This is a genomic window from Octadecabacter temperatus (assembly GCF_001187845.1).
Classification (GTDB): Bacteria; Pseudomonadota; Alphaproteobacteria; order Rhodobacterales; family Rhodobacteraceae; genus Octadecabacter; species Octadecabacter temperatus.
Genome location: NZ_CP012160.1, coordinates 71,480 through 93,035 on the forward strand (window position 1 = coordinate 71,480; position 21,556 = coordinate 93,035).

A 21,556-nucleotide genomic window follows, 5' to 3' on the forward strand; every position below is an offset into this window, starting at 1 on the left:
ACATAGGTTTACTGCAAGGCAAACCACTCAGCGGGATTTACTGCACTCTGCCCGTCTCTGACCTCAAGATAAAGCGTTTCGGTACGCTCACCAGCGGAACCCTGCGCGCTTTCGTTCAAAATCCCTTGAGCATCCGTGATATTGCCCCCCATCAACCCGATTGGGGTGCCATCTGGGAGGATCTGACCCACCTCGCCAAATGCCTCCGCGAGGCCTGCGATCACCCAAAGCGTATCGGCAGCGGGTTCTAGAATCACGACCGTTCCATAATCCAGTAACGGCCCAGCATAACGAATGGTCGCGGAAACAGGTGTGGTAACCAGTGCCCGTTGCTGTGTTGCAATCAGAATGCCAGGGCGCTCGATCCCTGCGGCATCGGCTTCATAATACTGGCGAATGACTTGCCCAGCGACGGGAAGCGGAATTGCACCCTTAACTGTACTGGCATCTGGCCCTGTGCTTGCGTGTGTCTCGGTCAAACCCGTTGCGAAAGCATCCAAGGTTTCTGCGCTTGCAAGCAGCAAGGCAGTTTGAACCGGGTCTTCCAAAAAGCGCTGTGGTAAATCTGTGCGGTCCGAAATGGCGGCGCTAAGTGCGGCGCGTGCTTCTTGTGCGCCGTCTAGCCCGTCTTCCAATACCGTCAAAGCATCTGATTGCAGTCCCCGAAGTAGCGCGACTTCTTCAAGTTGTTCACGCAACGCAGTCACTTCATCCTGCAACGCCGGTGTGACGTCAGCCAGCATCATACCAGAACGTGCTGTTCCTGTCGGCCCACTGGGGTGCAACAACAAGATCGGCGCAGGTGCGCGGCCCATCGTTTGCAGGACGGCCAGCAACCGCGCGACCTCATCCGAACGGGTGGCAAGATCAGTCTCTAACGTGCGCTGCCGTATCGCCGCGCGACGAAGCCCGTCACGCAGTGCCGACAATCCGTCTTCGTAGGCTCGTACCGTTTGCGTCAACGCCGCGACACGATCAGAACGCCCGTTTGCCGCTTCCAAAATGCCACGCGCTTCTTGCAGCCGCTCTGACGCCGCCAAAGCCGCCTCGCCTGGCGTTTGCGCCAGAACGGGCGCGGCAAGCAGCGCCATTATGAATGCGAGTGCTTTCACTTAATCAGACTCTTACCTGTCATCTCTGGCGGTAGATCCAACCCCATCAAATCAAGCAAGGATGGCGCTAAGTCCGCCAAACGACCGTTCCGCAAATTTGCCCCTTCAGGCCCGCCAACAAGCGCGACTGGAACCGGATTGGTCGTATGTGCCGTGTGCGGCCCACCAGTTTCCGGATCAACCATCGTCTCGCAATTGCCGTGGTCCGCCGTAACGATCATAGCGCCGCCAACAGTCTCTAACGCAGCCAAAACACGGCCCAAACCTGCATCAACCGCTTCGCAGGCCTTCACCGCAGCGGCGATGTCACCCGTATGCCCGACCATGTCAGGATTGGCGTAATTGCAGATGATTAGGTCATACCCATCCTTGATGGCACCAACGAACGCATCCGTCACTTCGGCGGCAGACATTTCTGGCTGTAAATCATAGGTCGCGACCTTCGGGGACGGTGCAAGATAACGATCCTCGCCCACTTCAGGCGCTTCAACGCCGCCATTCATGAAAAACGTAACATGCGGGTACTTCTCGGTTTCAGCGACGCGAAACTGACGGAGCCCTTTGGCCGCAACCCACGCGCCGAGCGTATTCTTGATCTCTTGCTTTGGGTAGCACGTGGTCATGTAGGCATCATGGCCGGTCGAATAATTCACCATTCCAAGCAGTGACAAATCGGGGCGTCCAGCAACATCAAACCCGTCAAAGCTGGGCGCGCCCAACGCGCTGAGGATTTCACGCGCGCGGTCAGCGCGGAAGTTCAGACAGAACACGCCGTCACCGTCGCTCATTCCAGCGTAGTCGCCAAGCACGGTTGCAGGCACAAATTCGTCCGTCACGTCCGCGGCGTACGCATCCTCGATGACACGCACAGCGTCAGACCCCTTCGGCCCTGTGCCTTCGACGATTGCGCGGTAGGCCGTTTCGACCCGTTCCCAGCGATTGTCACGATCCATCGCATAGTATCGCCCCGTCACAGAACCAATCGTCACACCATTGGGCATTTGTTCGGTCAACGCTTTCAGGAACTCCGCACCAGACTTTGGCGCAACATCACGCCCGTCTGTGATCGCGTGCAGGACAACAGACACACCACGATCCACAAGCGCCTTAAGTGCCGCCTGAATGTGAACGATGTGACCATGAACGCCGCCATCGCTGACCAGCCCCAAAACATGGGCCGTCCCGCCGCTCTCCTTAATGCGATCCGCAAAAGCCACGAGCGCCTCGTTCTCAAAAAACGACCCATCTTCAATCGCCAAATCAATTGCGCCAAGATCCATCGCAACGACACGGCCAGCCCCGATGTTCGTGTGTCCAACTTCAGAATTACCCATTTGCCCGCGCGGAAGGCCGACATCTGGTCCATGCGTGATAAGTTCAGCGGTCGGGCCTGACATCACTCGATCATAGTTTGGCGTGTTGGCCAACGCAGGCGCATTGCCAACAGTTTCGGCGCGCTTGCCCCATCCATCAAGAATGCAAAGTACAACAGGTTTCGGCGTGGTCATTTTAGTCCCTCCAAGGCTCAACACCTTCTAGCGGACCTGCACGGAAGGGCAAACCGCCTAAACGCGATGATAGGGCGCGCCAGCAAGAATTGATGCCGCACGATAGAGTTGCTCGGATAGCATCACACGCACCAACATATGCGGCCAAACCATTTTGCCAAAGCTGAGCGATGCATCGCACTTGGCGCGTAGGCTTGGGTCAATTCCGTCAGCGCCGCCAATGATAAACGCCAAGTCGCTACGCCCATCATCGCGAAATAGCGCCAGATCATTCGCAAATTCCGGTGATGTTTTGATCTTCCCACGTTCATCCAGCGCAATGATTGCCGCGCCCGTCGGCAAGGCCTTTTCAAGCAGCACGGCCTCCGCTGCCATGCCGCCACCTTTACGGTCTTCAACTTCGCGCACGTCAATTGGCCCGAGGCCAAGCGAGCGGCCCGTGCGGTCAAATCGTTGCAGGTAGTCGTCAATCAATGTGCGTTCCGGTCCAGCCCGAAGGCGGCCTACCACACACAACGTGACACGCATTATTGCGCCTCGACGGTCTCGCCGGGGTTCTGCCACATCTTCTCAAGCTGGTAGAAATCACGCACTTCAGGGCGGAACACATGAACGATCACGTCGCCCGTATCGATCAAAACCCAATCACCCGCGGCGCGGCCTTCGACCTTGGACAAAATGCCGAAGGTTTGCTTCAGACGCTCAGTCAACTTTTCGGCAATGGCTGCAACCTGACGCGAAGAGCGACCGGATGCGATGACCATATGGTCGCCCATCTCAGATTTGCCGCGCAGATCAATCTGTACCACGTCTTCGGCTTTATCGTCATCAAGTGATTTTAGGACGGCTGCCAAAGTGCTGTCTGAAGTAGGCGTTTGCATGGTCATTCTTTTTTGAACTCGTCAGCGGCAGGGAACCCTACCTAGGAAGTGTGAGACTGCGCAGTGCCCGTCAATGGGTGCGCCGTCAATCCCCCTAAAGGAGGCATACCCTAACGTAGCAATGACCAAGCCGCTTTTCAACGCACAGAAAGGTTAGCCGCCGCATTGCGGTAATTCTGCCAGTTTGCGTTGATATCGTTCAATCCAATGCCTTTCTGTCACCTTTCGGCGCATAGTTGATCTCTGACCCTTCGATCATCTTCACTTCGCGCTGTGGGAACGGGATCGAAATCCCGTTGTCGGCGAACGCATCCCACAGAGCCAAATAAACATTGCCGCGAATGTTCGTCAGCCCGCCGGTTGGATCTTTGATCCAGAACCGAAGGATGTAATCCACCGACGAGTCCCCAAATCCGACGATGTGGCAAACAGGAGGGCGGAACTCCAACACTCGGTCCACGCTTGCTGCGGCTTCGATCGCGAGCCTGCGCACCTCACGCGGGTTGTCGCCATAGGCCGTGCCGAAGTTGATATCCAAACGCACGAAGTCATTCGAGTGGGACCAGTTGACCACTTGGGTCGTGATCAAATCTTCGTTTGGAATAAGATATTCGCGACCGTCACGCGTGGTGATGGAGACGTAACGCGCACCCAATGAATTAATCCAACCAAACGTCTCACCAACGGTGATAACGTCCCCGGGCTTAATCGACTTATCGAGTAGAATGATGATGCCGGAAACAAGGTTGGACACGACCTTTTGCAAACCAAAACCAAGGCCGACACCAATCGCACCTGACAGAACCGCCAACCCCGTAAGGTCAAACCCAACAGAGCGAAGCCCCATAAAGAACGCAGCGCCAAACAGAACCACCTGCAGGAACTTAACCATAAGGACTTGCATCGACGGGCTGATATCGTCGTTGCGTTTGATCTGGGCTGAACAGGTTCGCGACAGGAACCGCGCAGCGAAAAAGAAAACACTCAGGATGAAGACAGCTTGCAGCACGAGCCAAATCGATAATCGCGTGTCACCCAAGTCGATGGACATAGAATCCAGCAGTTGTTCTGTTTCATCCGTCACGCCAAGGATGCTCAACGTGACCCAAATCCACGCACCATATCTTACGATCAGCCGCATCAACGGGTTCTTAATTAGACGTGTAGCCAAAGTTACAAACAGCCATGCCGTTCCAAGTGTCGCAATGATCCCCAGAAGGTAAGTGCGCGATGGCCAGTGAAAGCTAAGCGGGGCGGGCCATGTAAATTCGCGCATTACAAAAAGCACGATCCAAATCAGCGCAACAAAAGCGATTCCACCTAGCCGCTTATGGATGACAAGCAGCCAACGAAGCCTCCATTTGGGCCATCCTTCGCGGGTACGCATCCATTCGCGCAAACGGGGTGCAAGCAGCTTTCGAATAAGCAACGACAAAAGCAATAAAGCCAGCGCAATGAGGACCTGATACAAGTTCCACGTCCGAAACAGAGACGCCACAAATGTTTCGCCTTGTGAGAATAAGGACTGACTAACTTCTGATATCTCTTGAAGTGCCGGTGACGGAGGCGCTGCCGTAGGATCAAGCCCTCCTGCGGAGGGGTCGTCTGGAATGCCGTCAGGCGTAGTTGTATCGAGGTGTGCTACCATGAAATGAGTGTGGCACGGCAGCTAATAGGCCTTCAAGCAGCGACATGCGCAGGCGTATCTCAGGTGGATCACCCTTGCGAGAGCCGCCTTGCGTGTATATCTGCACCTTATGACCCAAGTTTTTGACATGGATGACCGCGCGCGCCTGCCATGGCGCTTTTATGGTGCAACGCGCACCATACTCGCACATCTATGATCGCTTGCACGTCTTGGCGTGCCTGAACCATTCCCCACAACAAACAGAACGGGAGAGGACATATGTCCCCCAAAACGCTTTACGATAAAATCTGGGATGCTCATGTAGCGGATGAATCTGCTGATGGCACCTGCCTGCTGTATATTGACCGTCATCTCGTACACGAAGTGACGTCCCCGCAAGCCTTTGAAGGCCTGCGTATGACGGGCCGCAGCGTGCGTGCGCCTGACAAAACGATTGCTGTTCCGGATCACAACGTTCCGACAACGCTAGACCGTGCAAACGCTGAAACAATGACGGAAGATTCCCGCATTCAAGTCGAAGCACTCGACACGAACGCCAAGGAATTCGGCATTCACTACTACCCCGTGTCTGACGTACGCCAAGGCATCGTGCACATCGTTGGACCCGAGCAAGGCTGGACCCTTCCAGGTATGACTGTTGTTTGTGGTGACAGCCACACGGCAACACACGGCGCATTTGGTGCGTTGGCCCACGGTATCGGTACATCCGAAGTTGAACATGTTCTGGCGACGCAGACGCTGATCCAGAAGAAGTCCAAGAACATGAAGGTTGAGATCACAGGCCACCTGCGCCCCGGCGTCACGGCCAAGGACATCACGATGTCTGTGATTGGCGAAACTGGAACCGCTGGTGGTACTGGCTACGTCATCGAATATTGCGGCACCGCGATCGAAGACCTGTCCATGGAAGGTCGCATGACCGTCTGCAACATGGCAATTGAAGGCGGCGCACGCGCTGGTCTGATCGCGCCAGACGCGAAAACATACGCCTACTGCAAAGGCCGCCCACAAGCACCGACAGGCGCTGAGTGGGACAAGGCCCAAGCATATTGGGAAACGCTGTATTCTGACGATGATGCCGCTTGGGATCTTGTTGTGACCCTGAAAGGCGAAGACATTGCGCCGTCCGTCACTTGGGGCACGTCCCCTGAAGACGTTCTACCGATTGACGCTGTCGTTCCTGATCCAGCGTCCTTCAAGGGCGGTAAAGTCGATGCGGCTGCACGTTCTATCGAATACATGGGCCTGACCGCTGGTCAGAAACTGACCGACATCGAAATCGACACGGTCTTCATCGGGTCTTGTACTAACGGTCGCATCGAAGACCTGCGCGCGGCTGCTGCGATCTTGAAGGGCAAAAAGGTCAAAGACGGAATGCGGGCAATGGTTGTTCCGGGTTCTGGCCTTGTGCGTGCGCAAGCCGAAGAAGAGGGCCTCGCGCAGATCTTTAAGGATGCTGGTTTCGAATGGCGCATGGCTGGGTGCTCAATGTGCCTTGCGATGAACCCTGATCAGTTGGCCGAAGGCGAACGCTGTGCGTCTACTTCAAACCGGAACTTTGAAGGCCGCCAAGGCTACAAAGGCCGCACGCACCTCGTGTCTCCGGGTATGGCGGCTGCTGCCGCGATTACCGGCCACCTGACAGACGTTCGGGAGCTTATGTAATGTCAATCAAGCGACGTGGATTTCTGCAAATGCTTGGGGGTGCTTTCGCCGCCCCCTTGGTGCCGTCCGCGTCTCTCGGTGCTGCAACTAAGGCCGCCTATCCTGCATCTGCACTTCACGCTGCGATTTATCATTCGCAGTCGCGTGTAAGTTTCTCGGTGTTTACGCTTGCCCAACAGCTGGGTCTGCAGCTGGGACAGGCAGAGCAGCTGATGAAGGATATGTCCAAGCGGGGCATTCTTGGTCCGCTTCAAGGGCGGACACAGGCAGGGCGCTGGGCGCAAAGCAAGGTTTGGATACGTCCTTCCAATTCTGTCGTTGCGACCCGTACGGCAGCCGCTGCACGCCAATCTGCGGCTTCAGCTGAAGCTGCGTCAAAACCAGCGGTTAGCGATGTGGTTAAACACATCGATACCGCTGAACTGACGCCACCGGATTTGCGCACCGAATTGTCAAACGTCGACAACGCTTGCTGCACTGATTGCGGTCACGAGCAAAGCTGACACGCACAACACATTATACGTACAGGCGGAAACACGACCCGCTGAAAGGAAAAGACGATGGAAAAGTTCGATAAACTCTCTGGCATCGCGGCGCCTATGCCGTTGGTTAACATCGACACGGATATGATTATCCCAAAGGTGTTTTTGAAAACGATCAAACGTTCGGGCCTCGGCGTGAACCTGTTTGACGAGATGCGGTTTGACCGCCAAGGCAACGAGATCGCTGATTTCGTGCTGAACAAACCGGCCTACCGCGAGGCTTCTGTTCTTGTTGCAGGCGATAACTTTGGTTGCGGGTCGTCCCGTGAACATGCGCCGTGGGCGATCGCTGATTTTGGTATTCGCTGTGTGATCTCCACCAGCTTTGCGGACATCTTCTATAACAACTGCTTTAAGAACGGCATTTTGCCAATTGTTCTACCGGAAGAGCAGCGCGATGCTTTAATGAAGGACGCTGAAAAGGGCGCAAACGCGCGTATTGAAGTTGACCTCGAAGCGCAGACGGTTACGTCCTCGGATGGTGATGTTTATTCGTTCGAAGTCGACAGTTTCAAAAAGCACTGCCTCATGAATGGTTTGGATGACATCGGATTGACGATGGAAAAAGCTGCCGCAATTGACACATTTGAAGCGCAGCTTTCCGCTGATCGCCCTTGGGTCTGATCATAGAATCAGCAAACTAAGGCAAAGATATTGGAGGGGGTGTCCTAGCGGGCGCCCCTTCTTTTGTCCAAGATACTCACTGAACGTAAACGTCACTTGTGCCTGAATTAAGCGTTTGCCCTACATTTAGTCGCCAATATTTCAATCCGATGAAATGGTTGCAATCTCGCACCAGTGTTGCCGCAATTCGGCCCTGAAATTTTTGCAAAACAGAACAGTTACTTGAATCGAAAACTGAATGTGGGCAACATTATGGCGAAGATGAGGCAACCTGCCGATAATGAGCAGGATCAAAACGGGACAAGGCCGCGGCATCGTATCGCGTCCGACCGAAATGAGGGTAAAGGCGTAGTGATTTCACGGCTGACAGGTGCTGTCATACGGGCAGTCTTGGTGATCTTGATGATCTCCACTCCATCGCTGATGCTTGCGGGCACAGGGGCGGATACTGTGCAGATCGTGGCTCTTGTATCTATCATCGCCGGTATTTTCGTTTTCGTCGAATACAACTCCAGCTCGCCAAGCTTGATGGAGTTTCGGGATGCGCCGCCGTTCAATCGCGTGCGCTTCTTTGGTCTCGCGGCGACGGTCCTTGCGCTCACGGTGATTGCAAAAGGCGCCACTGAGCCGACAACACTGACGGTCCTTTTCAACATGGTCGGTGGCTCTCTCTCTCAGGCGATGGATTTCCCGTACTCCCCTGTACGTCTCGTCGTCTTGATGCTGCCTCCTGAGGCAAGCGAGAACTTGATTGATAGTGTTCGCATTGCGGCCGGTCTAAGCTACCTCGTTTCGTTGCTTTCGCTGGCCTTCTTCGTCTTGGTTTTGCGCCTCAATAATTGGCCAAATCAGCGCGGCGGCTTCAACGTTTGGATTAACCTGCCCACATTTGACCCCACTGCCGGTGGTGATGTCGTCGAGCGCCTTGAGCGGGACGGCCAGCTTAACCTTATCTTAGGGTTCTTGCTTCCATTCTTGATCCCAGCTTTCGTGAAACTTGCGTCCGATATGTTCAACCCGATCCAACTGCAGGATTCACACACACTAATTTGGATGATGACTGCATGGGCCTTCATTCCCGCGAGTATGATCATGCGAGGAATTGCGATGCTCCGCGTTGCTCAGATGGTCGCTGTTCAGCGCGAACACGCGTATCTCCGTGCGCAGGGCGAAGATGGGGTTCCTGCCTAACCTGCGCACTTGCAGCGTTTGCTCTTTGCATCGCAACAGCCGTCTATGCGCAGTCCTCGGAGGGATTGCGAGTTGCAACCTTTGCAGCCCCTCTTAGCCGTGATGGTCCGGGCTTGCTCGTGCGTGATCTAGTCGCGAATGAAGACTCCCAGATAGCTGCTATCGTCGCAGTCGTGGATCGTGTGAACCCTGACGTTCTCTTGCTTACCGATTTTGACTTTGATGCAGGTGGCGTTGGGATGTCGTTGTTTTCTGACAGTCTTCAGGTCCCATACGCATATCAGTTTTCCTTGCAGCCAAATGCGGGCGTGCAAACGGGTTTGGACGTTGACGGTGACGGTTATACTGGTGATGCGCGGGATGCGTTGGGGTATGGGCGCTTCTTAGGGGATGGTGGCATGGCGCTGTTCTCTCGCTATCCGATCCATGTGGATGACATTACCGATCTTACAAACCTACGCTGGCGCGACGTTCCAAATGGAACGTTGCCGACGTGGGACGGAGCAGCATTTCCTTCCGAGGCGGTGCATAACGCATTGCCTGTATCATCCTCAGGTCACTGGATCGTCCCAATCGACGTCGGAGGTGAGGTGATAACACTTCTTGCGTACTCTGCGACTGCGCCGGTTTTTGACGGCTCTGAGAACTTTAATGGGCTGCGCAACCGTGACGAACTTCGTGTCTGGGAGGCCGTTTTGGACGGGTATAAAGGGACAGAACTTTCCCTGCCGATCCTACTCGGGAATGCAAACGCTGATCCATTTGATGGTGAAGGAATTCGCAGCGGAATTGCCAACATCCTTTCGCATCCCGATCTCCAAGATCCTGCACCTAGAAGCCGTGGAGCATCATCTGCGGCCAATCAGGGCCATGTCGGTGATCCGGCCTTGGATACAGCAAATTGGCCAGAGGACGGCCCAGGGAATTTGCGTGTGTCATATGTTTTGCCATCACACGAATTGACGGTCACGGGAGCGGGCGTTTTTTGGCCCGCTCCAAATCACCCTGCGGCGGCACTACTCGGCGGCGATGGCTTGGCTGCCGGTCCGCATCACCTCGTCTGGGTCGACATAGAAACTCAACGCTTGCGCTAGCGCGTCGTGCAGCGGTGTTTGCGGAACCTCGCTGCATAGCTCGGCATGACGCGCCGGGTCCAAGTTGTGCGGCTTATTCCAAAGATATCGCATCTGGACGATCCCACGCATCATCGGTGAGGCCAAACCTATAACGCGCAGTGGCCACCACGCCATACTTTTGGCGATGACTTTCTTGCCAAGGACTTCTGAAATCGCGTTGGCAAGTTCACGCCCAGTGAGTGTGAAACTCGGAACCAATACGTCTTCGAACTGGCTCAGATTTCTGCGCTTTTGCGCCAATGCGACCATGGTCTGGGCGACGTCCGGTAGATAGGAAAACGCATGTGGGCAATCTAGCGGACCCGGGTAAGAGATGTGGCCCTTGGCGACTGGTTTGGCGATGATCATATCAAACCAATTGCCCGATGCCTCCGTGTCGAGGTAATCGCCTGCCCGTACAACAAGTGTCTGAACGCCAGACTCTCGGAATGCGGTTTCCATATCTATCCGAATGCGACCAAGCGGGTTAGTTGCGAGGTGGGGTGTTTCGCTGCCGAATCGTTTCGGTGCTTGCTCACCGTAGACATAGACGTTGCCCGGGATGATCACGGTCGCGCCACTTGCCTTGGCAACTTCAAGAATCTGCGCAGTCTGCTTTGGCACATCTGTGGCCCAATTCGAATAGCCCGAATTCCAGCAATTCACGATAACAGATGCCCCCCAACCGGCTTCCCAAAGCGAGTCTTTGGAGCGATCGAAACGGCGCACTTCCCAGCCGGCGGCTTCGAAAGCTTCAGCTGCATTGCGACCCATACGGCCCGTTGGTCCAAGAATAAGTACGGTGTTTTCCATGTCAGTTCTCCTATGTTGAGAAGATATTTGCCTGTTCAGAAATGTTTTGAAATTGTCAAAATGTGCAGATCATGTATTCATTTGTGAATGTCACATGCATTGTCCACAGCCGACTGGTCCCTGATCCAAGCCTTTCTGATGGTTGCCGAAGAGGGTTCCTTGTCTGGCGCGGCACGCAAGCTGGGGGCAAGTCAACCTACGCTTGGCCGTCAAATTAAATCGTTAGAACAACAGCTTAATGCGGAACTGTTTGTTAGGCGGGCGCGGGGGTTTGATTTGACAGACACTGGAGCGGCCCTCGTTGGCCCTGCCCAAGCTATGCGCGAAGCGATGGGGCAGATTGCTTTGACCGTTGCGGGGCAGTCGGCCCGAATCGAAGGGACCGTTCGGATCACGGCGAGTGTGATGACCTCGCAAATCCACCTTCCCGCCATTATCGCCGATATACGGGAACAAGAACCCGACATTGCGATTGAACTCGTGCCTTCAGACGACAGCCGAAACCTGCTGTACCGCGAGGCAGACATTGCGGTGCGCATGTATCGCCCAACGCAGCTTGACCTTGTGACCCAACACATCGGGGACATACCGCTGACGATCTGCGCCGCGAAATCCTATTTGGCGCGCAAAGGGAAAACCGTGACACGCTCAAATTTGCACGAACACGACTTTGTTGGCTTTGATGCAGATACGTCGATTATCGAAGGGCTTCGGGGTGCTGAAATTGAGGTCACGCGCGATTTCTTTAAAGTGCGATGTGATGAGAATGCGGCATATTGGGCTCTCATTCGGGCGGGCTGTGGGGTCGGGTTCTCGCAGCTCGATATCGCGCTGTCTGATCCCTTGGTCGAGGCCATTGACGTTGGTTTCCCGATTCCAAAGCTGCCAATCTGGCTTACGGCGCATGAAGCGATGCGCCACACGCCGCGCGTTCGGCGCGTCTGGGACATGCTTGCAGACGGGATGAAAGCAGTCGTTCAGTAGCTGGTTTCTTGACCCAGCACGCCTGACGGGCTAGGCGCAAGCCAACTTATATCAGCTTAGGAACATTCCCATGTCGAACCCTTCCCTTTTGATCCTTCCCGGCGATGGCATTGGCCAAGAAGTCATGGCGGAGGTGCGTCGCGTTATTGAATGGTTTGGCGCGAAGCGTGACATGCAATTTGACGTGTCCGAAGACTTGGTGGGCGGCGCCGCTTACGACAAGCACGGCGTTCCACTGCATGACGACACAATGGCCAAGGCACAAGAAGTCGACGCTGTCCTTCTTGGTGCCGTTGGCGGCCCTGCGTACGACGATCTGGACTTCTCTGTTAAACCTGAACGCGGCCTTCTGCGCCTGCGCAAGGAAATGGACCTTTTCGCAAACTTGCGCCCTGCACAGTGTTTTGACGCGCTGGCTGACTTTTCCAGCCTGAAGAAAGAACTGGTTGCTGGCCTCGACATCATGATCGTACGCGAATTGACGTCTGGCGTTTATTTCGGAGAGCCGCGCGGCATTCACATGGAAGACAACATGCGTGTCGGTGTGAACACGCAGCGTTACACTGAGGTAGAAATCGAACGCGGCGCTCGTGCGGCATTCGAATTGGCGATGAAGCGCGACAAGAAATTGTGCTCCATGGAAAAAGCCAACGTCATGGAATCCGGCATCCTGTGGCGCGATGTCGTCACCGAGGTCCACGCAGACTACCCTGAGGTAGAACTGTCTCACATGTACGCCGACAACGGCGCGATGCAGTTGGTGCGCGCACCAAAACAGTTTGACGTCATCTACACAGACAACCTGTTTGGTGACATTTTGTCTGACTGCGCGGCGATGTTGACGGGCTCCCTTGGCATGTTGCCATCAGCGTCCCTTGGTTCCCCAATGGAGAACGGCCGCCCGAAAGCGATGTACGAACCGGTACACGGTTCTGCACCTGACATCACAGGTCAAGGCAAAGCGAACCCGATTGCGTGTATTCTCAGTTTCGCTATGGCGTTGCGCTATTCCTTTGATGAAGGTGCAGAGGCTACGCGCCTCGAGGCTGCAATCGAAAAGGTTCTGGCTGATGGTGTGCGCACCGGCGATCTGCTGAGCGATGAAAATAGCACCGGGGTCAGCACCTCTGGCATGACGGATGCTATTTTGGCCGCCCTCGACGAAAGCCTCTAGTCACGGACCCTCAAAGTCTGGAACAATTTTGAAAGCGGCGATGCACAATCGCCGCTTTTTTGCATTCGATGTTAGTGCTAACATTTTTCTAAGTAGGAACAGGGTGCAGTATGTCTTCAAATGCTAAAGGTGCGATACTTGCACTGATCGCTTTCGCCGTTTTCGCAACGCATGACGTTTTCATCAAGGTGTTGGGTGAGGTCTATTCCCCAATCCAAATCGTATTCTTTTCTGTTCTGTTCAGCTTTCCACTGGCAACTGTCTTCCTCATGCGTGATTCAAAGCCGGGCAACCTGTTGCCGCGTCATCCGTGGTGGATGGCCTTGCGCACAGTCGCGTCAGTCGCAACGGCGGTTTCAGCGTTCTACGCATTCTCGGTGCTTCCTTTGGCGCAGACCTACGCAATCCTTTTCGCGACGCCATTGTTGATCACCATCCTTGCGATTCCTGTGTTGGGTGAGAAGGTTCGATTGCGCAGATGGCTGGCCGTCATCGTCGGATTGTCTGGGGTGTTCGTGGTATTGCGCCCCGGTTCAACGGACCTGACATTGGGCCATGCTGCAGCGTTAACAGCCGCGATAGGGGGCTCGCTTGCGTCCATCGTTGTACGTCGAGTCGGATCTGCTGAACGGCCGATCGTGATGCTGCTTTACCCGATGGTGGCGAACTTCGTTATCATGGGAGTCGCACTGGCGTTCGTTTACGAACCGATGCCGATAGAGCACCTTGGTCTGGTCGCATTGGTGGCGGCGTTTGCTTGGACAGCGGGTCGCTGCATTATCGCCGCGTATCAAGCTGGCGAAGCTGCAATCATCGCGCCGATGCAATATAGCCAAATTATTTGGGCGACAATCTTTGGCGTGCTGTTCTTTGACGAGGTGATCGACACAGCGACAATAGTTGGCGCCGGCATCATTATCGCTTCGGGTCTCTATATCGTGCTGCGCGAAAGCAATTCAGGTGCTTCGGCAACAACTCCTGTGTTGCGCACTAGGTCTCGTCACGAAACGGGGACGTATCTGCGTGCGGGGCCGCTATTGCGGCTTATGGGGCGGCACCCAGACGGCAAAACAGAATCTAAATAATCGCACTTTCAGAAAACGGTCTGCCTTCCGCGATCCGATCATATCCGAAGGGCGAAAGATCAAGGGTGCGGTATTCGCCGTAAGTAAGCATCTCGGCTGTGCCTCGGCCCATTGCTGGGGATTGCTGCAACCCGTGGCCTGAAAAACCGTTCACAAAGAAGAAGTTTTCGACTTCCGAATGCGGCCCCAAAATCGCGTTTTGGTCTAGCGTGTTGTAGTCGTAATGCCCTGCCCATTCGGTCACGACTTTGATTGCTTCAAATTGCGGAATACGCGTCGCGATTGTTGGCCAAATTTTGTCCTGCCAAATGTTGTGATCCATTGCAAAATCGTCAAAATCAACGGCGGGGTCTTCGTCAGCGTGTCCACCTGCAAGATATGTCTTCGGCCCATCTTGGCGGAAATGCACGCCGCTCGGGTCAATTGTTAGTGGCAGGTCGCGATCAAGCGGTTGTTCAGCCGAGAAAATCCAAGTGAAGCGTTTGCGTGGTTCAATCGGGATGTCGATGCCAGCCATCTTCGCGGTCACTGCGCCGCGTGGGCCTGTCGCGTTCACAACTTTCCCGCATGCGATAACGGCACCATTCTCGAGCGTGACCGTTTCAACGCGCGTGCCAATCGCGTTTTTTCCCATCGCAACGACTTCACCGGCAACATATTCGACACCCCTTTCGCGGGCGGACCTACGCCACCAATCGAATACGGTGCCGCCGTCCCAATAGCCTTCGTCAACAAGGTTGATGCTCCCAAGCTCAAGGTCGTCGACATTATAAAAGGGATAGGCGGCACTGATTTGGTCTGGGGTCATCAGTTGTGTAGACGCACCGGTGGCCCGTTGGATTTTATACGCAGAACGCAGTTGTTCAGCGAACGCGTTGTCGTCGGCCAGATACATATATCCATAGCTTTGGATAGACAGTTCTGGCACGCGAGTATCGTTGCCCATGAAGCCTTGGAAGCCTTTGATGAACTCCGCGCCGAACTGGGATATCTTAACGTTCAACGGATTGCTGAATTGTTGGCGAATACAGGAGTTTGTATGTGCAGTCGCGCTTTGGGCATAAGTTGGGTCGCGTTCGATCACGAGAATCGATCCGTCAAAATCAGGGTTGTCGGTCAGAAACCAAGCAACCGATGACCCATACATTGCCCCACCGATGATAACGACATCGTAGCTCGGTTGGCTTGGGGTCGAACTGATATTTCCTGTTGCCATGCGCTTCGGGCCTCCTGCTTTTTATCGTGACGTGAAAATTAGATCGGTCAAGCGTTGTGTTCTTGAAATTAGTTTATTGTTTTTGTCAGGAATGGTTGACGGCTCGTGTTTCGGGGGATAGTTGAGTGAAAAAGTCAGATATAAAGGAAAGTCCGATGACTACGAAATCCATTACACTCGCGGCACTTCTGCTTAGCAGTGCCGCGCCCGCATTCGCAGATGGTGAACTAAACATCTATTCCTCGCGCCATTATGATACGGACGAGCAGCTTTATTCTGAGTTCGAAGAAGCAACGGGCATCACGATCAACCGGATCGAAGGCAAAGCGGATGAACTGACAGCACGTATCCAAGCTGAAGGCGTAAATTCCCCAGCTGACGTGTTCATTGCCGTTGATACATCCCGTCTTGAGCGCGCTAAGAATGCAGGCATTCTGCAATCCATCGAAAGCGACGTTCTTGAAGCGGAAATTCCATCGAACTTGCAAGACAGCGACAACCAATGGTTTGGTTTCTCACAGCGTTCGCGCGTCATCTTTTACGATAAGGCCGACGTCGCTAACCCACCAATGACATATCTTGATCTTGCTGATCCAGCCTACGCTGGCCTCGTTTGCATCCGGTCTTCGACAAACACGTATAACCAAACGCTTTTGGCTTCGATCATTGAAAACCACGGCGAAGAAGTTGCACGCGAATGGGCGCAAGGTGTTGTCGACAACATGGCGCGCTCCCCACAGGGCGGCGACACAGACCAGCTGCGCGGTATCGTTTCTGGTGAGTGTGAGATCTCAGTCTCGAACACATACTACTTTGCACGCGCGATTCGCACAGACGTTGATGGCCTGTCCGACAGCATCGATATGATTGGCTTGCAGTGGCCGTCGCAAGACGCAGAAGGCGCGCACATGAACTTGTCTGGCGGCGGTGTTGCGGCACACGCTCCGAACCGTGAAAACGCGATTCTCTTCCTCGAGTACCTCGCGTCTGATCAAGCGCAGCAGTACTTCTCAAACGGTAACGATGAATACCCTTCTGTTGAGGGTGTTCAGCTTGGCAATGCCGTCGCATCACTTGGCGAGTTCACAGCCGATGACGTAAGCCTTAGCGCAGTGGCGAAACAGCTCCCACTTGCATTGACGATCTTCAATGATGTTGGTTGGGAATAAGTCAAAGGCGACTGCTAAATCGAGAGGGCGTAGCGAAAGCTGCGCCCTTTCTTTATGTTCAGCTAAGCCTTGTGGGTTGCGACCCTACGGCACAGCAAAATGACGGGCAATAACCCGATGGCACCAATCAACAGGCTCGGTACAGCAGCGCCGTTTAGACGTTCATCAGACGCCAGCCGGAATGCTTGCACCGCAAGCGTGTCGTAATTGAACGGCCGCATGATAAGGGTCGCTGGCAGTTCCTTCATCACATCAACAAACACAATCAGCGCGGCGGTCAAAAGGCTCGGGGTGAGGAGCGGAACATGCACGCGTCGTACGGTTCCGATCGTGTTTTCACCGAGCAGACGGCTCGCGGCGTCGATGTTTCGGCTGACAACAGCGATGCCGCCTTCATAGGCCCCAATCGCTGCCGCAAGGAACCGGATCAAATAAGCACCAATCAGCAACCAGATTGACCCCGTGAACAGTAAGCCGGTCGAAACATCAAACGTCGAGCGCATCCACGCGTCCAGCGTGTTGTCAAAGGCAGCAAACGGAACAATCAGGCCAACAGCAATGACGCCCCCAGGAACGGCATAGCCGATCCGCGCAATATAGAGGGCCGCACCCGCAAGTCGGGTTTCACGAAGGCGACTAAAGCTGCCAAGCAAGATGGCCGCAGCGACAGTGACAATCGCTGCGATCGCAGCAAGCGTCAGTGAGTTCGTGATGAAGCGAACGTAACGTGGACTGAACAAGTTTTGCTCTGATCCAGTGGCCATCACCGACAATGCGATTACGGGGATGACTAGACCCAACATGACCGGCAAACCGCACAAGATCATCGCACCCCATTTGGCGCTGCCTTGCAGTGGAATACGCGCGATTATGTCTTGGCGCTTACCATTGCTAAATCGCGCACGTCCGCGGTTTGATCGTTCGAGCATCGCCAGCAAAAGTGCGAATGTCAAAAGCCCAAGTGAAAGCTGCGCGGCTGCCCCTCGGTCCACCATCCCGAACCACGAATTATAGATACCAGTCGCGAAGGTCTGCACACCGAAATGGGAAACCGTGCCAAAGTCGGCAATGGTTTCCATCATCGTCAGTAAGACCCCAGCGGCGATTGCAGGGCGGGCCAGTGGTAGCGACACCGACAAGAACGCCTGAACAGGGGACTTGCCGAGTGATCGCGCGGCCAAAAAGGTCGTCGCGCTTTGCCCAAGGAACGCGGCGCGCGCGAGGAGGTATACATAAGGGTAAAGCACAAGGATGAGCATGATCGCTGCACCACCAAGGCTACGAATTTCAGGGAACCAATAGTCGCGGGGCCCCCATCCTGTGAGGTCCCGCAGCACTGACTGCACGATACCTGGGTGGTCCAAGACATGTGTATAGGCATAGGCGAGGACGTAGGCTGGAAACGCGAGTGGGATAACCAAAGCGATCTCAAGCCAGCGTCGCCCGGGGAAGTCGCACATCGTCACGAGCCACGCAGCGCCAGTGCCAATCATGAAGGTCCCAAGGCCGACAAGCACGACAAGTGCAGCAGTATTGCGCATGTAATCCCCAAGTACCGAACCCGCGAGATGGCGAAGCGTTTCGGTGTCACCCAGCATCGCGGCCACAAGAACCGACAAGTGCGGTAATAGGCAGAACGCAGCAATCAAAAACGCCAACGCGGCAATGGCCTTGTCCGCCATGAACCATGATGATTTACGTGATTGCGCTTGTTGTTGTGTACTGTCTGACATGGCCGTTTGCTAACCTATCTTCTGGGCGTCGTCCATCTATAGCCAATTGTTTTAGTCGGGATTAAGCGACGTACGTGGCCTTGCGCCGCATCCAGTGCTGTGCAACGTCAGACCTAAGGGAGAAGTAAGATGCGTTTGGGATTGATATTCTTGGTGCTTGGCTATGTCATGAGCCAGTTCTACCGCGCATTCTTGGCGGTGCTCACTCCGGCGCTTGAAGCTGATCTCGGCGCGACTTCGTCAGACTTGGCGTTTGCATCAGGGCTATGGTTTTTCGTCTTCGCAGCGATGCAGATTCCAGTCGGTTCCGCGCTTGATCGATTTGGACCACGGATTACGGTCGCGGTTTTATTCGCGGTCGGTGGAGCCGGAGGCGCATTCGTTTTTGGAATTGCTCAAACGCCTACCCACATAGCGTTCGCTATGGCGTTGATTGGCATCGGGTGTTCGCCCGTTCTAATGGCCGGTTACTACATCTTCGCAAAAGTTTACCCACCAGCGGTCTTTGCGACCCTTGCCGGAGCCTTCATTGGTATTGGATCTCTGGGTAATCTTGCCAGTTCTGCGCCAATGGCTTGGGCTGTTGAGGCGTTCGGTTGGCGAGAATCCATGATCTTTCTCGCCGTTGTCAGCTTAATCGTGGCCGTCGTTTTGTGGTTTATGGTTAAAGACCCACCAAAATCTGATGGCACGGCGGCAAAAGGATCAGTTTTGGATGTCCTTAAAATAAGGGCGCTGTGGTTTATCATCCCCCTTACGTTTGTGTGCTATGCGCCCGCAGCAGGGTTGCGAGGGCTTTGGATCGGCCCATACGGCGCAGAGGTTTTCGGCGCGGACACTTCGCTTATTGGAACGATGACACTGGTCATGGCGTTGGCCATGATTGTGGGGAACTTCGCGTACGGCCCACTTGATAGGATCCTTGGAACTCGCAAATGGGTCATCTTTTGGGGCAATGCATTGGGTGCAGCCGGGTGCCTTGTGCTTGCTTTTCTACCCGACACTTCGGGTGTTTGGACCGCGACAATCCTTCTGGGTTTAGTTGGGCTGTTCGGGTCATCCTACCCCATGATTATGGCACACGCGCGTCCGTTCTTTCCGTCTCATTTAACCGGTCGCGGCGTTACTTTGATGAACTTGTTCAGCATCGGCGGGGCAGGGATCATGCAATTTGTGACGGGCCGTATCATGGCGAGTTTACAGCTCGATCCATCGACCGCGCCTGTCGCCTACCAGCTGTTGTTCGCCTTTTACGGTCTGCTGATCTGTTGCGGGCTTGCCATCTATGTATTCAGTACAGACCGCACTGACTGAGGCCCCTTTCGCTTATGCGCACTTAGGTCTATGAGGCGCGTGTCCCGATAGGGACGTGCATTTACAAAGGAACCAAGCACATGGGTTATAGAATCGTCGTTGCGGGTGCCACAGGTAACGTGGGCCGCGAAATGCTCAACATTCTGGACGAGCGCCAGTTTCCAGCGGATGAGGTTGTCGCACTGGCATCTCGTAAATCGCTGGGTACGGAAGTGAGCTTTGGCGACACGACGTTGAAAACCCTAGACTTGGATACCTTTGACTTCACGGGCTACGACATCGCGTTCTTTGCCGTCGGTTCTGATGCGACGAAAAAGTACGCGCCGATTGCCGCGAAAGCTGGCTGCGTCGTGATCGATAACTCTTCGCTCTATCGTTATGACCCTGATGTTCCGCTGGTTGTGCCAGAAGTGAACCCAGAGGCAGTTGATGGCTACGCGAAAAAGAACATCATCGCGAACCCGAACTGCTCAACCGCGCAGATGGTTGTTGCGCTGAAGCCTTTGCATGACCGCGCCAAGATCAAGCGTGTTGTTGTGTCCACATACCAGTCCGTATCTGGCAGCGGGACTGCAGCGATTGATGAGCTTTGGGACCAAACGAAAGCGATCTATAATCCAACTGACTCTAAACCGCCGAAGGTCTACCCAAAGCAGATCGCGTTCAACGTGATCCCGCACATCGATGTTTTCTTGGACAGCGGTGACACCAAAGAAGAATGGAAGATGGTTGCGGAGACGAAAAAGATCGTCGATCCATCCATCAAAGTCACAGCGACCTGCGTTCGTGTGCCTGTGTTCGTTGGCCACTCTGAATCGATCAACATCGAGTTTGAAGACTTTCTTGATGAGGACGAAGCACGTGACATCCTGCGCGAAGCGCCGGGTTGTATGGTTATCGATAAGCGCGAAGACGGCGGTTACGTGACACCCGTTGAATGCGTCGGCGACTTCGCAACGTTCATCAGCCGCATCCGTCAGGACAGCACAATCGATAACGGTCTGAACATGTGGGTGGTTTCTGACAACCTGCGTAAAGGCGCTGCGCTCAATGCAGTGCAGATCGCTGAGACACTTGGCAATCGCGTCCTGAAAAAGGGCTAAGTCGCCAGTATAATTCTAAGAAGGCCTCGTCATTTGTTTGGCGGGGCCTCTTTGTTTGCGTAATGGGGCCCTTAGGCCGCCTACTGGATAGGGCGAATTTGCGAGAAATTCGCGCGATTTATGAGGCGGCAAAGAAACCACTTGGAAACCTTGAAGCCTTACTTCTTCGCGTGGGTGAAAAGGAGAGTGGTATCATGATGAACCAACAACATAGCCGTAACACGCAGGCGATCGCGCGCCTCATTCCGCAGGAAATCTCTGGGCCGGATGTGCACGCGCTTTCGCCATTCGGTCTAACAGATAATGACCTTGGGCAAAGTGAACGCATCTGCGCAGGCCTTGAGGAACTATCACGCCACTTGAAGCGGCTCGATAATGACTACCAGTCTGGGGATTCGGCCCGCCTTGAACAGCGGGCGCGCAGCATTGTCATGCTCGCTGACCAACTTGGACTACGACGGGTCGGCCAAGTCGCGGCCGATGTTGTCTACTGCATCGATGACCCGAATGAGGTCGCCTTGGCCGCGACCTTGTCACGTCTCATGCGGTTGATGACACAGGCGTTGGATCATGCGGCAGGACCAGTGACCGCCTTCTGAAGGCGCGAAAATTGCGGCGCGATCTGTGGCTCTTACCTGCGGCTTGGTCTAGGCTGAGATAACAGTCAGATCCGAGGTTA

Annotated in this window: 20 protein-coding genes; 12 read left to right on the forward strand and 8 right to left on the reverse strand. The window is 54.6% G+C overall.

The window, feature by feature from the left end:
• Positions 1-8 precede the first annotated feature (8 nt).
• The 5 genes from OSB_RS00390 to OSB_RS00410 all read right to left on the reverse strand — a co-directional run bounded on the left by OSB_RS00390 (position 9) and on the right by OSB_RS00410 (position 5,149).
• The gene (locus OSB_RS00390; protein WP_074202274.1) at positions 9-1,112 is read right to left on the reverse strand and encodes a murein hydrolase activator EnvC family protein; all 1,104 of its coding nucleotides are present in this window, start codon (positions 1,110-1,112) and stop codon (positions 9-11) included.
• Positions 1,109-2,620, reverse strand: a complete 1,512-nt coding sequence (gene gpmI / locus OSB_RS00395; protein ID WP_049833117.1) for a 2,3-bisphosphoglycerate-independent phosphoglycerate mutase — start codon at positions 2,618-2,620, stop codon at positions 1,109-1,111. The genes OSB_RS00390 and gpmI overlap by 4 nt, the downstream gene beginning before the upstream one ends.
• A gap of 57 nt (positions 2,621-2,677) precedes the next feature.
• Positions 2,678-3,148, reverse strand: a complete 471-nt coding sequence (gene rlmH, locus OSB_RS00400; protein WP_049833118.1) for a 23S rRNA (pseudouridine(1915)-N(3))-methyltransferase RlmH — start codon at positions 3,146-3,148, stop codon at positions 2,678-2,680.
• Entirely contained in the window at positions 3,148-3,507 is a 360-nt protein-coding gene (rsfS, locus tag OSB_RS00405) for a ribosome silencing factor (protein ID WP_049833119.1), read from the reverse strand. The genes rlmH and rsfS overlap by 1 nt, the downstream gene beginning before the upstream one ends.
• Positions 3,508-3,700: 193 nt before the next feature.
• Positions 3,701-5,149 (reverse strand): mechanosensitive ion channel family protein, encoded by a 1,449-nt coding sequence (locus tag OSB_RS00410; RefSeq protein WP_082166397.1) that lies wholly within the window; start codon positions 5,147-5,149, stop codon positions 3,701-3,703.
• A gap of 258 nt (positions 5,150-5,407) precedes the next feature.
• Here OSB_RS00410 and leuC point away from each other — a divergent pair, with 258 nt between their 5' ends.
• The 5 genes from leuC (at position 5,408) to OSB_RS00435 (ending at position 10,265) form a co-directional block, all read left to right on the forward strand.
• The gene (gene leuC, locus OSB_RS00415; protein WP_049833120.1) at positions 5,408-6,814 is read left to right on the forward strand and encodes a 3-isopropylmalate dehydratase large subunit; all 1,407 of its coding nucleotides are present in this window, start codon (positions 5,408-5,410) and stop codon (positions 6,812-6,814) included.
• On the forward strand, positions 6,814-7,317 hold the full coding sequence (locus OSB_RS00420) for a hypothetical protein (protein ID WP_049833121.1): 504 nt from the start codon (positions 6,814-6,816) through the stop codon (positions 7,315-7,317). Before leuC ends, OSB_RS00420 begins: the two co-directional genes overlap by 1 nt.
• Before the next feature lie 57 nt (positions 7,318-7,374).
• A complete protein-coding gene (gene leuD / locus OSB_RS00425) occupies positions 7,375-7,980 on the forward strand; it encodes a 3-isopropylmalate dehydratase small subunit (protein ID WP_049833122.1) in 606 nt (201 codons plus the stop codon).
• A 402-nt stretch (positions 7,981-8,382) separates the two neighbouring features.
• A complete protein-coding gene (locus OSB_RS00430) occupies positions 8,383-9,171 on the forward strand; it encodes a hypothetical protein (RefSeq protein ID WP_082166493.1) in 789 nt (262 codons plus the stop codon).
• A gap of 119 nt (positions 9,172-9,290) precedes the next feature.
• A complete protein-coding gene (locus OSB_RS00435) occupies positions 9,291-10,265 on the forward strand; it encodes an endonuclease/exonuclease/phosphatase family protein (protein WP_234967411.1) in 975 nt (324 codons plus the stop codon).
• Here the strand turns inward: OSB_RS00435 and OSB_RS00440 are convergent.
• Positions 10,188-11,099 (reverse strand): Rossmann-fold NAD(P)-binding domain-containing protein, encoded by a 912-nt coding sequence (locus OSB_RS00440; protein WP_049833124.1) that lies wholly within the window; start codon positions 11,097-11,099, stop codon positions 10,188-10,190. The two genes, OSB_RS00435 and OSB_RS00440, sit on opposite strands and share 78 nt — an antisense overlap.
• An 87-nt stretch (positions 11,100-11,186) precedes the next feature.
• Between OSB_RS00440 and OSB_RS00445 the strand changes: the two genes are divergently transcribed.
• The 3 genes from OSB_RS00445 to OSB_RS00455 all read left to right on the forward strand — a co-directional run bounded on the left by OSB_RS00445 (position 11,187) and on the right by OSB_RS00455 (position 14,342).
• On the forward strand, positions 11,187-12,083 hold the full coding sequence (locus tag OSB_RS00445) for a LysR family transcriptional regulator (protein WP_049833125.1): 897 nt from the start codon (positions 11,187-11,189) through the stop codon (positions 12,081-12,083).
• Positions 12,084-12,153: 70 nt separating this feature from the next.
• Positions 12,154-13,257 (forward strand): 3-isopropylmalate dehydrogenase, encoded by a 1,104-nt coding sequence (leuB, locus tag OSB_RS00450; RefSeq protein ID WP_049833126.1) that lies wholly within the window; start codon positions 12,154-12,156, stop codon positions 13,255-13,257.
• A gap of 110 nt (positions 13,258-13,367) precedes the next feature.
• Positions 13,368-14,342, forward strand: a complete 975-nt coding sequence (locus OSB_RS00455) for a DMT family transporter (protein WP_049833127.1) — start codon at positions 13,368-13,370, stop codon at positions 14,340-14,342.
• On the opposite strand, the gene OSB_RS00460 is transcribed toward OSB_RS00455, so the two are convergent.
• Positions 14,335-15,558, reverse strand: coding sequence for an NAD(P)/FAD-dependent oxidoreductase (locus tag OSB_RS00460; RefSeq protein ID WP_049833128.1), 1,224 nt, complete (start codon positions 15,556-15,558; stop codon positions 14,335-14,337). The two genes, OSB_RS00455 and OSB_RS00460, sit on opposite strands and share 8 nt — an antisense overlap.
• A 155-nt stretch (positions 15,559-15,713) precedes the next feature.
• On the opposite strand from OSB_RS00460, the gene OSB_RS00465 reads away from it, so the two are divergent.
• Positions 15,714-16,727 carry a Fe(3+) ABC transporter substrate-binding protein gene (locus OSB_RS00465; protein WP_049833129.1) on the forward strand — a complete coding sequence of 338 codons (1,014 nt, stop codon included), beginning with the start codon at positions 15,714-15,716 and terminating at the stop codon, positions 16,725-16,727.
• A 62-nt stretch (positions 16,728-16,789) separates the two neighbouring features.
• Here OSB_RS00465 and OSB_RS00470 read toward each other — a convergent pair whose 3' ends face one another.
• The gene (locus tag OSB_RS00470; protein ID WP_049833130.1) at positions 16,790-18,460 is read right to left on the reverse strand and encodes an ABC transporter permease; all 1,671 of its coding nucleotides are present in this window, start codon (positions 18,458-18,460) and stop codon (positions 16,790-16,792) included.
• A 129-nt stretch (positions 18,461-18,589) separates the two neighbouring features.
• On the opposite strand from OSB_RS00470, the gene OSB_RS00475 reads away from it, so the two are divergent.
• The 3 genes from OSB_RS00475 to OSB_RS00485 all read left to right on the forward strand — a co-directional run bounded on the left by OSB_RS00475 (position 18,590) and on the right by OSB_RS00485 (position 21,476).
• A complete protein-coding gene (locus OSB_RS00475) occupies positions 18,590-19,774 on the forward strand; it encodes an MFS transporter (protein ID WP_049833131.1) in 1,185 nt (394 codons plus the stop codon).
• A gap of 80 nt (positions 19,775-19,854) precedes the next feature.
• Complete coding sequence (locus OSB_RS00480) at positions 19,855-20,877, forward strand: aspartate-semialdehyde dehydrogenase (protein ID WP_049833132.1); 1,023 nt, start codon at positions 19,855-19,857, stop codon at positions 20,875-20,877.
• A 194-nt stretch (positions 20,878-21,071) separates the two neighbouring features.
• The gene (locus OSB_RS00485) at positions 21,072-21,476 is read left to right on the forward strand and encodes a hypothetical protein (RefSeq protein WP_049835985.1); all 405 of its coding nucleotides are present in this window, start codon (positions 21,072-21,074) and stop codon (positions 21,474-21,476) included.
• Positions 21,477-21,556: the final 80 nt, after the last annotated feature.

Bases quoted from the DNA above. Each gene is read 5' to 3' on its own strand.
- rlmH (WP_049833118.1), bottom strand. From the start codon at position 3,148: ATGCGTGTCACGTTGTGTGTGGTAGGCCGCCTTCGGGCTGGACCGGAA.
- OSB_RS00480 (WP_049833132.1), top strand. From the start codon at position 19,855: ATGGGTTATAGAATCGTCGTTGCGGGTGCCACAGGTAACGTGGGCCGC.
- OSB_RS00440 (WP_049833124.1), bottom strand. From the start codon at position 11,099: ATGGAAAACACCGTACTTATTCTTGGACCAACGGGCCGTATGGGTCGC.
- leuC (WP_049833120.1), top strand. From the start codon at position 5,408: ATGTCCCCCAAAACGCTTTACGATAAAATCTGGGATGCTCATGTAGCG.
- OSB_RS00420 (WP_049833121.1), top strand. From the start codon at position 6,814: ATGTCAATCAAGCGACGTGGATTTCTGCAAATGCTTGGGGGTGCTTTC.
- OSB_RS00445 (WP_049833125.1), top strand. From the start codon at position 11,187: ATGTCACATGCATTGTCCACAGCCGACTGGTCCCTGATCCAAGCCTTT.
- OSB_RS00470 (WP_049833130.1), bottom strand. From the start codon at position 18,460: ATGTCAGACAGTACACAACAACAAGCGCAATCACGTAAATCATCATGG.
- OSB_RS00410 (WP_082166397.1), bottom strand. From the start codon at position 5,149: ATGGTAGCACACCTCGATACAACTACGCCTGACGGCATTCCAGACGAC.
- rsfS (WP_049833119.1), bottom strand. From the start codon at position 3,507: ATGACCATGCAAACGCCTACTTCAGACAGCACTTTGGCAGCCGTCCTA.
- leuD (WP_049833122.1), top strand. From the start codon at position 7,375: ATGGAAAAGTTCGATAAACTCTCTGGCATCGCGGCGCCTATGCCGTTG.
- OSB_RS00475 (WP_049833131.1), top strand. From the start codon at position 18,590: ATGCGTTTGGGATTGATATTCTTGGTGCTTGGCTATGTCATGAGCCAG.
- gpmI (WP_049833117.1), bottom strand. From the start codon at position 2,620: ATGACCACGCCGAAACCTGTTGTACTTTGCATTCTTGATGGATGGGGC.
- OSB_RS00485 (WP_049835985.1), top strand. From the start codon at position 21,072: ATGATGAACCAACAACATAGCCGTAACACGCAGGCGATCGCGCGCCTC.
- OSB_RS00465 (WP_049833129.1), top strand. From the start codon at position 15,714: ATGACTACGAAATCCATTACACTCGCGGCACTTCTGCTTAGCAGTGCC.
- OSB_RS00455 (WP_049833127.1), top strand. From the start codon at position 13,368: ATGTCTTCAAATGCTAAAGGTGCGATACTTGCACTGATCGCTTTCGCC.
- OSB_RS00430 (WP_082166493.1), top strand. From the start codon at position 8,383: ATGATCTCCACTCCATCGCTGATGCTTGCGGGCACAGGGGCGGATACT.
- OSB_RS00460 (WP_049833128.1), bottom strand. From the start codon at position 15,558: ATGGCAACAGGAAATATCAGTTCGACCCCAAGCCAACCGAGCTACGAT.
- leuB (WP_049833126.1), top strand. From the start codon at position 12,154: ATGTCGAACCCTTCCCTTTTGATCCTTCCCGGCGATGGCATTGGCCAA.